This window comes from Devosia litorisediminis, from assembly GCF_018334155.1.
GTDB classification, from domain to species: Bacteria; Pseudomonadota; Alphaproteobacteria; order Rhizobiales; family Devosiaceae; genus Devosia; species Devosia litorisediminis.
The window spans coordinates 1,261,470-1,274,613 of the sequence record NZ_JAGXTP010000001.1; the positions used below are offsets into that span (position 1 = coordinate 1,261,470).

The following is a 13,144-nucleotide window of genomic DNA, read 5'->3' on the forward strand; positions in this document are numbered from 1 at the left end:
ACAAGGTGCTGGGTACAACATAAGCGTGCATATTATAAGTGTACTTACGGAAAACTCTGCATGGACGCCACCGACCCATGGAAACCGTCCATTGGTACTTTGTTGCACGAGGTCACGCGGCTGTTACGCCGGCGGTTTGAAGAGGAAGCGAAACGACACGGCCTGACGCTGGCGCAATGGCGAGCCATGGTCACCATTCACAAGCAGGATGGCATTACTCAGGTGGCATTGGCCGCATATATCGACTGCGATGCCATGACGTTGAGTGGCATTCTTGACCGTCTAGACAAGCGCGGTCTGATCGAGCGTATCGTGCATCCCGATGATAGTCGCGCCAAGCAGACCCGACTGACGCCCGCCGGTCAGTCGCTAATGGCCCAGTCACAGGATGTCGCGGCGCAGGTCTTTTCCCAAGCGCTAGAGGGGCTGGACGAGCAGGCGCGCCAGGCACTGACCGAAAGCCTGATGCGCATCCGCACCAATCTCTCCGCCCAAGAACCCAGCATTGTCGAAATCGGAAAGCCTGCTGAATGAACACCCGCGCTCCCGCTTCAGGGGAAAACATCTCAAAAACCGCGCCTGACGCTGTGGCTCCCGCTAATAAAGCAGCACAGAACAATGCGCCGTCCCAAAAGGGTGGCGGCCCACGGCGACTGATCCTGATGGCCGTCATCCCGCTCTTGATCATTGGCACAGGAGCCTGGTTCTGGCTCACCGGCGGGCGCTTCGAAGAAACCGACAACGCTTATGTTCAGCAATCCAAGCTATCAATCAGTGCGGATGTGTCTGGTCGTGTCGCCGAGGTGCTCGTCCATGACAACCAGATCGTCAGCGCTGGCGATATGCTGTTCTCCATTGATCCGCAGCCATTTTCGATTGCGTTGAGTCAGGCCAATGCAGCGCTGGCTTCAGCTCGGGTCAATGTCGAGCAGCTCAAGATCGCCTATGGCACCGCACAGGCGCAACTCCACGCCAGTCTGGACACGCTGGCAATTCGTCAGGCCGCGTTTGACCGCAAGAATGCCTTGGTGACACAGGGGCTAACCGCCGATGCCTCACTCGATGATTCCAAGTTGGCAGTACAGCAGGCGCAGAGCGCTGTGGACTTGGGCCAGCAGCAGGTCGCAGCAGCCATTGCGGCGCTTGCGGGTGACCCAGCGATTGCAACAGATGCCCATCCTGCTGTTCTGGCAGCATTGGCGTCGGTCGAACAGGCTGGACGCAATCTGAATAAGGCGTCTGTGGTCGCCCCGGCGAGTGGGATTATTTCAAATGTCTCGAGCCTCAATGTCGGCCAGTTCATCGCCGCAGGCGCAATGATCGCGGCGTTGGTTGAAACCGACGACACCTGGATCCAAGCCAATTTCAAGGAGACCCAACTGGCTGAGCTCAAAGTTGGTCAACCGGTCGAAATCCATGTCGATGCCTATCCAGATGTTCTGCACGGCACGCTGGACAGCTTTGGCGCGGCGACAGGGTCTGAATTTGCCCTGATCCCGGCGCAGAACGCCACCGGCAATTGGGTCAAGGTAGTGCAGCGCGTGCCGGTGCGTATTGTATTGTCTGAACGGGCTTCAGTTGTCTTGCGCACCGGGATGAGCGCCAAGGTCACGGTCGATACTGGGCGCTCCACGATCGACAAGCTCCGGGGCCAATAGCGGCGGCTAGGGCAGGGCGCTGGCACTAACTGACATTTGGAGGCCGACATGGCCCGCACGACCGCGCAGACAGAGTCGGCGCCAACACTTGTGGTCAAGAACAAGGGGCTGCTGACGGCTGCGCTGATGCTTGCGACCATCATGCAGGTGCTCGACACCACGATCGCCAATGTTGCCTTGCCCCATATGGCGGCCTCGCTGGGCGCCGCCCAGAACGAGATCACCTGGGTCCTGACCTCCTATATCGTGGCGGCGGCAATCGCGACGCCCCTGACGGGTTGGCTGGCCGATCGGCTGGGACAGAAACGCCTGTTTCTGATTGCCGTGATTGGCTTTACCGTCGCGTCGGCTCTGTGCGGCATTGCCACCAATCTCCCTGAAATGGTGGTCTTTCGCCTGATTCAGGGGTTGTTCGGCGCTGTCATTGCGCCGCTGGCACAGACTGTCCTGCTCAACATCAATCCGCGGGAAAAGATCGGTCAGGCCATGGCCATTTACGGCATGGGTATAATGGTCGCGCCGATCATCGGTCCCACATTAGGGGGCTGGCTGACAGAGAGCTTTGACTGGCGCTGGGTCTTCTTGATCAACCTGCCCGTCGGCATTGCTGCGGTCTTTATGCTGTGGGCCTTCATGCCAGCCACTGAAATCACAAAGCGCCGCTTCGACTTCTTCGGGTTTGGGATGCTCGCTATCAGTGTTGGTGCCCTGCAGCTCATGCTCGACCGCGGCGCCGACAATTTCTGGTTCGCCTCAACCGAGACTTGGGTTGAACTGGGACTGGTGGTTTCGGGGCTGTGGGTCTTTGTGGTCCATTGTCTGACGGCCGAAAATCCCTTCATTGATGTTCGCATCTTCAAGGACCTCAACTTCATGCTGGCGTCAGTGATGATGTTTGTCGTGGGGATCACGCTGTTTTCAGGCTTGGCGCTGCTGCCCCCGTTGCTGCAGACCCTGATGGGCTATCCAGTCATCTTCTCGAGCGTCATGATGGCGCCGCGCGGGGTGGCGACACTACTCTCGATGGTGATAGTTGGAAGATTGAGCGGTAAGGTCGATCCTCGCATCATGATGCTCTTCGGCACGGGCTGCATGGCCTATTCGCTTTATGGCATGACCAGCTTCAACCTGCAGATGGATTATTGGCCGGTGGTGACCACGGGCGTGCTGCAAGGGTTTGGCATGGGCTTTCTATTTGTACCGCTTTCGACAATGGCGTTTTCGACAATCGCGCCGCGGTTCCGGGGGGATGCCACATCAATGTTCGCTCTGGTGCGCAATATGGGGCAGGGGGTTGGGATTTCGCTGGTCACCGCCGTGCTGGCCAGCATGATGCAGGTCAATCACGCCGAGCTGGCGGCCAGACTGACGGCTACCTCGCAGAATGTGGTCAATCAAATGCCGGGCCTGCTCACCGCTAGCCCACAGATCACCGCCATCATCAATGGCATGGTCACCCAGCAGGCGGCCATGCTGAGCTATCTGGATGACTTCTGGCTTATGCTGATGTTAAGCTTGGCCGTTATCCCGCTGATCCTGCTCATGCGCGGGCCTAGAATCCCAGAGCGCGAACTGACAGATGCAGAAAAAGCTCTGGAGCGCGCCCACGCCATGGGGGACTGACTGGTGCGCCGACCAAGCCCGTGAAAGGGCAGGTCAAGAGGGTAGATGATCGACTTGTCCCTGCTCGAACCCATGTTCTCCGTGCTGAGGCCGGACGCTGCCATCTTCCGCCACACGGGGAACGTCAAAGAGCGCATAGGCTCGGCCTCCAATACGTCCTGTCCGCGCAATGTCCATGTCTGCCGGGACGGCATATATCTGGCGCTCTCCGGCTCCATCCAAGGCGGAAACTAAACAGGGCGCGTTTTCCATTGAAGGAAAGATGATCGATGCACCAATAGTAGCCCGGGCTCGTGCCATTGTGATGCGTGCCAATGCTAAATGACCGAATGTCGGGGTTGGTTTAGCTGCCGTGAGCAGGTGTCAGGGGCAATTTGCGTGTCAGGATGAGCATTTCTCTATCGGACAGCCTCGAGCGCGCACATTGGCGTTGCGGCACGGCGCTTGCTGGACGCGCCTACGGCAGTCTGGTCTAACCGACTTCGAAAAGATCTCTGCGAGTTGGGAATTACTATGTCCGACCAGAACGACGCATACGGTTTTCTCGCCGGCGGCGGAGAAATGGGCGCCCTTATGCGTGCTTATGACTGGCAAGGGTCAGCTCTAGGCGCTCCTGATGGCTGGCCGCAGAGCCTGCGTCTGACCATTCGACTAATGCTGCATAGTCGCCAGCCCATGTTTATCTGGTGGGGCTCCGATCTTATCCAATTCTACAATGATGCCTATAGGGAGACCATGGGCCCCGCCATGCATCCGGCTGCATTGGGTGCCAAGGGGAGAGAATGCTGGGCAGACATCTGGTCTATTATTGGACCGCAGATCGACTACGTCATGTCGGGCCACGGTTCGACCTGGCAGGATGACCAGTTGGTGCCGATCAATCGGCATGGCCAGCCTGAAAGCGTGTGGTGGACCTATGGCTACTCACCAATAGACTTTGAAGGTGCCGTCGGCGGTGTTCTGGTTGTTTGCAGCGATGTCAGCGACAAGCATCGTTATACCCAAGAGCTGCAGTCCCGTACGGAGAGACTGGGCCAGCTGTTTGAGCAGGCACCAGGGTTTATCGCCATACTGCGCGGACCTAACCATGTCTTTGAGCTGACAAATGCGTCCTATCGCAAGTTGACCGGGCGGGACGAAGCAAGTCTCATCGGCAAGCCGGTACGCGATGCTGTTCCTGACGCCGGAGGGCAGGGGTTCTTTGAACTGCTTGATCAGGTTTATCAGACTGGTGAACCATTTGTCGGCCGCCGCGTACCCATTGAGTTGCAGCCTGACGAGAAGACTGAAGCTGAAACGTTTTACCTCGACTTCATCTACCAGGCGATCCGGGAGTCTGACGGGACAATCAGCGGCATCTTCGTGGAAGGTCAGGATGTATCAGACCATGTGCTGGCCGAAGAGCGGCTGACCCTGATAAACGGCGAGTTGCAGCATCGGGTCAAGAATACGCTGGCAATGGTGCAGGCTATCGCCAACCAGACGCTGAAACCGGTAATCGATCGCGAACCGGTTGAAACCTTCGAAAAGCGCCTGTTTGCCCTGAGTCGGGCCCATGACACGCTTGTGCAGGAAAACTGGTCGCAGGCCGATATTCGTATTGCCACCAGTTCTAGCCTGAGTGCGTTTGGGGTGGCCGACCGCGTTGCCGTCAAGGGCCCAAGTGTTGAGCTCGGCCCAAATGCCATTTTGTCGCTATCGATGATCCTGCATGAGTTGACGACCAATGCGGTCAAATATGGAGCACTCTCGGTCGAACGCGGTCACGTATCGATCACATGGGAGGTTGTAGACAAGGAGGACTGTCCGTTTCTGCAATTTGATTGGCAGGAGCGTGAAGGGCCCGCCGTTGTCAAACCGGAGCATCGCGGGTTTGGCTCGAAGCTGATTAGCCGCGGGATCGATGGAACCGGCGAGGTCGCCCTGGATTATGCTCCGTCAGGGTTTGCTGCGCATTTCACAGCACCACTGAGCGCACTAACGCGAGTGTAGTCTGAAATGGTCTTTCAACGCGGTAATCCGGTTGTGCTTGTCGTTGAAGACGAAGCCATGATCCTGCTCGATACGGTGGACATGCTCGAGAATGCAGGGGTGACAGCCATTGAAGCGGCCAATGCGCGCCAAGCACTGTCCATCCTTGAGGATCAGTCTGGCGTCGACGTGGTATTCACTGACATCGATATGCCCGGAGACATGAACGGCTTGGCGCTGGCAGCCGAGATCCGATCGCGCTGGCCGGCAATTCCCGTTATTCTCACATCGGGCCACATGAAGCCGGAATTGCATCAACTGCCGCCTGAGACGTCATTTTTTAGCAAGCCCTACAACCAGCGCGAACTGCTCACCAAAATATCGGGATTGATCTCCTCCGGGTAGCCAGAGGGATCTCGAATTCTGGCACGCAAGCCCTTGTGCTGTTGGTGCGAGTTCAAAGCGCCGACCCGGCCAGCGCTTTAAACACATCGCAATCAGTCCCGATCGCGAATAGCCTCGGTCAGCATCTGGCTTAGTCCGGTACCACACCTGCCGTCCTGGACGGGGAAAGTAACACGACGCAGTAGCTCGAAGCCTGGTTGATCCTCCTCCTGCTCAAAGGTGATGGCCACCGTGCGGCTATAGAGCTGGGAATAGTAGCGGGCGCGTGCTTCAAGCAGGATATCGGCGTGAAGAATACACAGCTCGATGGCCGCGCGATCAAGATCAGGGGTGGAGATATCGGCAAGTCCGGCATCGACAGCATAGGTGAGCGAGAGCTGGCCTGGCGTTAGGCCAGGCTCTGCCCAGCGCAGGGTTGCCTTGATCGCCGCGCTGAGGTCTGGCGCCAGATTGTCCAGCCCGACGCCCAACGGCTTGGGCGTACATGGAGCGCCGTCGGCAATGTCAAAGACCATCTCGTGAAAGCGCGTCAAAGTCATGTTTGCTGGAACGTCATCATCCCGCCTGGATGGGGTGAAATCCCAGCGAACGCGGACCGCACTGATATCCTGCTCCTGTAGAGCTTCTGCGCTATTTGCCACGAGGTTGCCGCACAGTGGCTGGACCATTCTGGCATAATGATCGGATGGGACTTCGCCAAAGGGTTCCGGATCGAAATTTGGCACGGCGCGCACGACAACCGTCTTATAGCCATCGGGATCAGTCTCGATGAGATAGTCAGTGATCGTCAGCGAGGTGCCATTACCGAGGATTATGCTCTCGTCCTGCGCCAAGGCCGTCGAGGCGCTGCTGAGTAGCAATGCCAACGTACAGCACAGGGCAGTCGAGATGAACGATGTCAGATACGCCTTGAACACGGAAAAAACTCTCCAGGACCTGTGACCAGTCGCGGGCAGAAAAGTCCCCGCTTCCGGATAATCTAGGTCCGTTGTGCGTATTCAGGCTCTCCCCCGTTCGGGGGATGGCGAGCCAGGCCATCGGCTCAATACCATTGCATTTGGCGTGGTTGAGCAGGGCGAAAAGACAATGCAGCACAGGATCCGGCGTGGGGCTGCCACCACCATTGTGACGTCATTGATGTTGCTTGGTGCATTCGTATCACCTGTGCTGGCAGGCACAGCTTCATTCGTGACGCTGCACTATTCGGCCGATCGCTTCGTGCCACATTTCCATTTTGATGGGCCTGTCATCGAGGGTGATGCGAAGGCTCTAGCCGCTCTGATCGACAGTTTCGTCGACTGTGAACCAGAACTGCTAGACATCAGAGGTAGCAATTGTGCGATTGTCACGCTGAACAGCCCGGGTGGTGACTATATTGAAGGCTTACGGCTGGCCGCCTTGATGCGCGATCGGGCAATTGGGACTGTGGTTGAAGACACTGCTCAATGCTACTCGGCCTGTGCGTTCGCTTTCCTGGGCGGCTCAGGCTACGCCCGCCAGCAGGGCATTGGCGCCTATATCGACCGGATGATCGAGCCCGGCGGGATCCTGGGCTTCCACGCGCCGTATTTTGCTTCGGACGCGCTTGACGGGCTGGTGGCTGACTTCGGCATGGATGATGTTCTGGGTGCCAGCCGCGACGACATTGCGCTGATGATACAGCAACTGGTCCAGTGGAACGTCAACGCGAACGCATTGAGCTATATTGCGAGCATGGGGCCCTCGCAGACCTACGACATTGTCGAAGGTGAGGACTACGCCATGCTGTGGGCGCAACTGCCGCCAGCGCCGCTCTACTATTGGAACAGCAATACCGCGGATGCGCTGCGTAATGCCTGCATTAATCTACTTGCCTACCACCTCGATAGCTGGCCTTCCGATGTGGTCGAGAAGGTCGCGCTGGCCCCTGAGACAAATCTGGCCAACAATGAGCAGGGCCATTCGTTGAGCGGTTTTCGCCTGACCACACATAGTCCACTAGAGCCCAGTTATTGCGCGTTGCCGCATGAGCAGTTTGACCTCAACGGCGACATTGATCTGGCGCTACTCACCGCCCCTGGCGTCTCCGGCGCAGCACGACCACTGGTCTCGCTGTTCAGCCGCGGCGACGGTTGGTCCACCATGGGCACTGGCGGCGACCCTGTGCGCCGATATCTGCAAAAGGGCAGCATGAGCCAGCTATTCGTACCGGTCAGAGGGGCCGTGGAGAGCGACTTCGTCAAGTTCATGGATTATCTGCCGCTACGCAAATTCGCCCGGTTCAACGCTTATAGCATGATTGACGACACGGTTGAGTTTGCGGCCTCCCCGCTTCCCATGTCGGTACTGGGTGAGAACGCCAATGCGCGCGTGATGAGCTATGGTCAACAGCAGATCGTTGTCCAGGCAGGCAGTCAGTTGCTCTACACTACGGCGAGACAAGAACACGCGAACCGAACTGATGTCGACGTCACCCTGACAACCGATTTTGAGAATGGGTTTGTTGTGGGGGGCTATTATTTCTCGGGTCGGCCATATCTCTGGGTTGGCCTTAAAGGGGAGAACGGTGCCGCGGTGGTGGTGCGCATCGAGACGCCGGAGATGCCGCAAGACATGACCGCTGCGCTGATCGAACAGGAAGAGATCGCCTGCAGTTTTTCGTTGCACGGCCATAGGCTTGATTGCTCATGAGACGACGTCAAAGCGGTAGGCGGGGTAGCTGAATGGGTAGCCTGATGCCGATATTTTTCGTCGTCCAAGGAGGCGTATTTCTGGCGTGGACCATACTCGTCTTCCGCTTTCTGTTCGCTTTGCGTGCCGACGCCGTCTCAGCGTCGGGGCGAACACTGCCCAGCATGGCGACGCAGTTGAGAGCGTTTTGTGGCGGGATGGTCGAGCCCCGCTACCGTGGTCAACGCGCTCGTCTCATGCTTCTGACGACCGTGCTGGTACTTATGTCCGCAATGTCATTCGTATTCTTCGCCTGATCACCAAACCGAGGTCTGTTGCCATGCTGCCCCATGTTGTTCGTAGCGTTTTGGTTGTTGCGCTCGGGTGGATCATGGGAGCAATCTCTGCATTGGCGCATCCACCCATTATCTCATGTCCGGCAGATCAGGCGGTCTACCGACTGCAAACCGAGGATGGCCCGCTTGAGATCGGCTTTATTCCCGCAGTCAGTTTCATTTCAGCGGCGTCCGACCTCTACCTCTACCTGACCACGACGCAACGGACCTATTGGTTTAGTTTTTCGGTGTCGAACGGTTATAGCGGCATGACGCTGCATCCGGTTAGTGACCCTGCGGAAGCATCAAACGCCGGCAGGGAGGGTGGTGCGCGCGAGCTACTCGCAGACTATTTCGCAGCAGACCCGGACGCAGCAGAGCAAGAGGTCTGGGCATCGTTGCGCTTCTACTCGCTCGACAGTGATCTGACTTTCAAGTTCGAGCCTCCACTTTCCGGCGAGCCTGCCCCAGCCTATGTGATGATGCCCGAGATCGGCCTGACGCTCTGGTATGAGCCGCAGGTATTGACCGAGGACCCCGGGGCGGACCGCGACCCCATTCCGCGTGGCATATTTGAACTGACCGAGTGCCTGCCAGCGCCACGCGCCAAGGTACGCCTTTGAACCCGTTGATCTGTCAGGTCAGACCAAGTCGGTTGGCGTGCACAGCGGCTTCAGCCCGTGTGGAGATGCCAAGCTTGCGATAGATGGCCTTGATGTGGGTTGCGATGGTTGTCTCCGCCAGTCCCAGCGCCTGGGCGACATCGGCGTTGCGTAGCCCCTTGGCAATCAGGGAAAGCACCTCGAGTTCACGCGCTGTCAGCTTCTCTGTATCGCTCTCAATAGGACCCGTGCGTTGAAAATGTTCCATGATTCGCCGGGCGATGGTGGGCGAGAGAGCGGGCATGCCTTGCTCAAGTTGCCCAAGTTGACGCTGGATCAGCGTGCTTGGCTGGCCTTTGAGCAAGTATCCTTGGGCTCCTGCGGACAGTGCAGCAACGATATGCGCATCTTCTCCGAGCACGGTGGTGACCACACAGATGGTATCGGGTGTCTGCTTTCGAATGCGGCGGATTACATCCAGCCCCGACCCGTCGGGTAGTCCCAGATCGATCAGTGCCATGTCCCAGCTCTGCTCGTCGACCCTGGCAACCGCGCCCGCAACGGTTTGTGCGGTGCTGATGGCCGATTGGGGGAAAGCCTCCCGTGCGATGCCGGTGAGCCATTCCCGCGCCTCGGCGACATCCTCTACGATCAGCAAATTGTTGATCACGCTATGCTTCCTTCCAGCAGTGGCATGCGGGCATGAATGCGTGTGCCGCTGGCGCCGGTGATCGACAACGAACCGCCTTCGCCCAGCACACGGGAGGATATGTTCTCGAGACCGTGGCCGGGCTTGGGACCTGCATCAGCAAAGCCTGTGCCGTTGTCCGAAATTGTCAGCGAGATTTCGTTATTGTTCTCAATGATTTCTATAGACAGCTGTTCGGCATTAGCGTGCCGGATGGCGTTGCTGGCGCCCTCCCGTACGATAGAGCGTAATGTATGGGCCAAGCGGGCGCTTACACCGATGGCGGGCGAACCAGAAGAGCGCCAGTTCAACTGTAGCCCGGCCGATGCGAGACGCTCATTGGTTTCGTATCGCAACTCAGCCAGCACCTCGTCGAGCGCCATGCCATCACCCTGCACATTGCTGATGATATCACGCAGGTCGGCCAACGTTTCACTCACGATGGCATCCTTGCGCTGCACATCGGGTGTATGAAGTGTGCGCAGCAACTGGGCACCGATATTGTCGTGCAAGTCACGGGCGATCCGGGTTCGCTCTTTGCGGACACCCTGCTCATGAGCGTCGCTGCTATTGAGCGCGTGAGCAACCAAATCAACGAGATCCTGTGCTCGGCCGACATCATGCATTGAGAACAGCCGTCGCCCCCCAGCGGCGAACTGCAGGACGAGTGGCGGCAAGGTGGAGTGCCCGGGAACAACCAACCCCTGTCCATCATCGATAAGTGCGGCATATGCGGCTGGGGTGGTCGGCTGAACTGTCAAAGGGTCAAAGGTTTCGACCAGCAGAGCCTGCCATTTGGCGGACTGTCGCTCGGGTACCCGCTCCAAGCCGATCTCAACAAGTTGCGGGAAGCCCTGCTTGGTCAAGCCAGGACGTTTGTCGAACCAGCCACCGATTGCATTGCGGAGTGGCAGATACACCAGACCCAGCACCAGCAAGGCTATGCCAAACGCGGGAACACGTTCAACAGCAACGCCGTAAATCAGAAACGCGTCGAGGGCGACCAGCAGAATTGCACCAACCAGGTAGGAGCCAAGACGGAACGCCCAGGCGCCCAGATCGAACAGTCGATAGCGCGCTACGCCAAGGGCCAGTCCGGCGTAAAAAAGCAAGACAATGCCGAAAGCGTGGGCTTGGGAAATCTGCGGTTCGAGCCCGATCAGCAGAGGGACTGCAATGGCCACCACAAAAACGATGCTGCCTGCCATGATGGATAGCCCAAACCAGCCCAGAGCGGCGCGGGCGACAGGATCGCGGCGGGTCAGCGATAGTTGGATCGCGACTAACCCGGCGATGACCAGAAGTTGCACAATGATCGTGGTATAGCTGCCGATGCTGGGCGTTGGTGCAATCTGGGCAATCCCGATCCACGGGGCCAGTCCCGATACGACCCAGACCGCAACAAGCACCGCATTGGGTGCAATGCGTCTGGGATAGACGCTCAACAGGCAGATGATCGCCGCGCCCCAACTGACCGAACCGGCTTGATTAAGTACCGTCAACATCACCAGCTGTTCAGCGGGGAGAGCCAACTCCCGAGTGCCGTAGATCGCCGCTGATACCGCCGCCGCCATCAGCCCAACGCCAGAGACAGCCAAGAAGAACGGACCTGCTTCGCGCCGCCTCAACGCCCAGACCCAGCCGCCCAGTGCCATACCCGCAAAGCCGACAAAGATTTGCAGCCAGAACTCGAATGGCAGGGCCCATGCGGGCCGACTTGCTTGAGGCGCGACGTAGACGCGGTGCGTGCCTTCAGTAGCGCTTGTGATGTCAAGCCAGATCCGATTCTCACTTATGATGTCGACGAGCGCAGACTGCTGGCGCCGGAAGGCGTTGAGCTCGGAATAAGACCCCAGCGTGTCGGGTTCTTCAACGATGTCTGTGGCATTAACAGAGATGCCGGTTGTGGTGTCTGAGCCGATCGCGTTCAGCCGCTCGCCGCCTTTCAACTCCGGCTCGAAGTCGTTGCGTTGCGCCTGGGCGATAACGATGCTGCCGTCATCTCCTGGTGACAGTATTACCCCAATCCAGGGTTGGTTGACGGCGAACGCCAATGCGCCCGCTGAAGCGAGGACCGACAAGCCCAGAAGCAAGACAAGCCAGAAAAAAGCTGGTGTTCGGATTTTTGCTGCTCCCCCGGGCGTCGTAGTCTAACGCGTTTCTCGCATTGCCCCACTCCTCTGAACAGGGGATGCCATAGAAGCAGGCAAGTGCCTAGTTTTGCGACCAGTATTTTGAGGAGCTTGGGAGCCAAGGTGTCCGCGTACGGTCGCAAACTGCGTCATAGGTCCGGTGTATGGCAAACGGGTAAGGTGATCCTTCTTGCGAGCCTGGCCGTGGTGCTGGCCGCTTTCCTGCTCTGGCCCAAAGCGCAAGCGCGTGAAGCGAGCAATGTTGATACCATCATGCAGATTGCTCAGGTATTTGGCACCGCTCGGCTGGACCGTGACAGCAACAGTTCTCCACGCATCAGCGCTGAGCTGGATGGCTTCGCCTACACCATAACCTTTTTCGACTGTGGGCCATCAGACACCTGCAGCAGTGCGCAGTTTGTGACCCATTTCGACGTGATGGCTGACCAGGCCAAACTCGATCAATGGAATGGCCAGACTGCCGGGCCGCGTGCGTATTTTGATGCTATGGGCGGCACCAGCCTGGCCCAGACCACGCAACTGGATGATGCCCCTGGACCGGCCATTGTCATGGGGATGATCGGCAACTGGGGCAATGCAGTATTCGATTTCGCTGTGCTCATCGACCCATAGGAGAAGTCCCCTGAGACCTTGGATACTCGCCACAGCAACGCTGATCGGCGTTGCTGCCAGCACACCAACTCAGGCCCAATTTCCCCGTGAGGGTATCGCGGAGATTCCCAATGGCGTGTCGACGCCTTTTTCGGGCAGGTGGTCGGTCGGCTTTCCTGAGGGGGACGGCATGATCAATGGTGAGCCGCTCGTCACCTGCGATAGGCCGGTGCAGTTGTTAGCGGTCGGCAACAACGCCCTGAGTTATGTCGCACCCAATGGCAACGAAATTCTGTTTGAACTGACGGCATTCTCGGGGCGCACTGCCTGGTTTCCGCCAGCAGGCGAGAGCCTCTTGGCCGTATGGACGTCCCCGGACGAGTTCTACAGCTATTCAGTCGCACTGACTAATGGTCGGGCTCGCTGGGATGAACCGCATGTCTACCGCCGGTGCTAGTCTCGCTTCTTT

Annotated in this window: 13 protein-coding genes; 10 read left to right on the plus strand and 3 right to left on the minus strand. The window is 58.2% G+C overall.

Annotated elements, in window-relative coordinates; all coding sequences use genetic code 11:
• Positions 1-60: 60 nt before the first annotated feature.
• The 6 genes from KD146_RS06060 to KD146_RS06085 all read left to right on the plus strand — a co-directional run bounded on the left by KD146_RS06060 (position 61) and on the right by KD146_RS06085 (position 5,657).
• Positions 61-534, plus strand: coding sequence for a MarR family winged helix-turn-helix transcriptional regulator (locus tag KD146_RS06060; protein ID WP_212657817.1), 474 nt, complete (start codon positions 61-63; stop codon positions 532-534).
• On the plus strand, positions 531-1,658 hold the full coding sequence (locus KD146_RS06065) for an HlyD family secretion protein (RefSeq protein ID WP_212657818.1): 1,128 nt from the start codon (positions 531-533) through the stop codon (positions 1,656-1,658). The genes KD146_RS06060 and KD146_RS06065 overlap by 4 nt, the downstream gene beginning before the upstream one ends.
• A 48-nt stretch (positions 1,659-1,706) precedes the next feature.
• Positions 1,707-3,281 carry a DHA2 family efflux MFS transporter permease subunit gene (locus tag KD146_RS06070; protein ID WP_212657819.1) on the plus strand — a complete coding sequence of 525 codons (1,575 nt, stop codon included), beginning with the start codon at positions 1,707-1,709 and terminating at the stop codon, positions 3,279-3,281.
• Between the two features lie 45 nt (positions 3,282-3,326).
• Positions 3,327-3,515, plus strand: coding sequence for a CoA transferase (locus tag KD146_RS06075; protein WP_212657820.1), 189 nt, complete (start codon positions 3,327-3,329; stop codon positions 3,513-3,515).
• 279 nt (positions 3,516-3,794) lie between these two features.
• Positions 3,795-5,273 carry a sensor histidine kinase gene (locus KD146_RS06080; RefSeq protein WP_212657821.1) on the plus strand — a complete coding sequence of 493 codons (1,479 nt, stop codon included), beginning with the start codon at positions 3,795-3,797 and terminating at the stop codon, positions 5,271-5,273.
• Between the two features lie 6 nt (positions 5,274-5,279).
• Positions 5,280-5,657 carry a response regulator gene (locus KD146_RS06085; RefSeq protein ID WP_212657822.1) on the plus strand — a complete coding sequence of 126 codons (378 nt, stop codon included), beginning with the start codon at positions 5,280-5,282 and terminating at the stop codon, positions 5,655-5,657.
• 92 nt (positions 5,658-5,749) lie between these two features.
• On the opposite strand, the gene KD146_RS06090 is transcribed toward KD146_RS06085, so the two are convergent.
• The gene (locus tag KD146_RS06090; protein WP_212657823.1) at positions 5,750-6,574 is read right to left on the minus strand and encodes a hypothetical protein; all 825 of its coding nucleotides are present in this window, start codon (positions 6,572-6,574) and stop codon (positions 5,750-5,752) included.
• Positions 6,575-6,743: 169 nt separating this feature from the next.
• On the opposite strand from KD146_RS06090, the gene KD146_RS06095 reads away from it, so the two are divergent.
• Together KD146_RS06095 and KD146_RS06100 are read left to right on the plus strand one after the other, a co-directional pair.
• Positions 6,744-8,327, plus strand: a complete 1,584-nt coding sequence (locus tag KD146_RS06095) for a hypothetical protein (RefSeq protein ID WP_212657824.1) — start codon at positions 6,744-6,746, stop codon at positions 8,325-8,327.
• 319 nt (positions 8,328-8,646) lie between these two features.
• Positions 8,647-9,264, plus strand: coding sequence for a hypothetical protein (locus KD146_RS06100; protein ID WP_212657825.1), 618 nt, complete (start codon positions 8,647-8,649; stop codon positions 9,262-9,264).
• Between the two features lie 13 nt (positions 9,265-9,277).
• On the opposite strand, the gene KD146_RS06105 is transcribed toward KD146_RS06100, so the two are convergent.
• Positions 9,278-9,913: a response regulator gene (locus KD146_RS06105; RefSeq protein ID WP_345790750.1), complete on the minus strand. Its 636-nt coding sequence runs from the start codon at positions 9,911-9,913 to the stop codon at positions 9,278-9,280.
• Entirely contained in the window at positions 9,910-11,985 is a 2,076-nt protein-coding gene (locus KD146_RS06110) for a sensor histidine kinase (protein WP_212657826.1), read from the minus strand. The genes KD146_RS06105 and KD146_RS06110 overlap by 4 nt, the downstream gene beginning before the upstream one ends.
• Positions 11,986-12,141: 156 nt before the next feature.
• Between KD146_RS06110 and KD146_RS18460 the strand changes: the two genes are divergently transcribed.
• Together KD146_RS18460 and KD146_RS06120 are read left to right on the plus strand one after the other, a co-directional pair.
• On the plus strand, positions 12,142-12,696 hold the full coding sequence (locus tag KD146_RS18460) for a YbjN domain-containing protein (protein ID WP_212657827.1): 555 nt from the start codon (positions 12,142-12,144) through the stop codon (positions 12,694-12,696).
• 169 nt (positions 12,697-12,865) lie between these two features.
• Entirely contained in the window at positions 12,866-13,132 is a 267-nt protein-coding gene (locus KD146_RS06120) for a hypothetical protein (protein ID WP_212657828.1), read from the plus strand.
• Positions 13,133-13,144 lie beyond the last annotated feature (12 nt).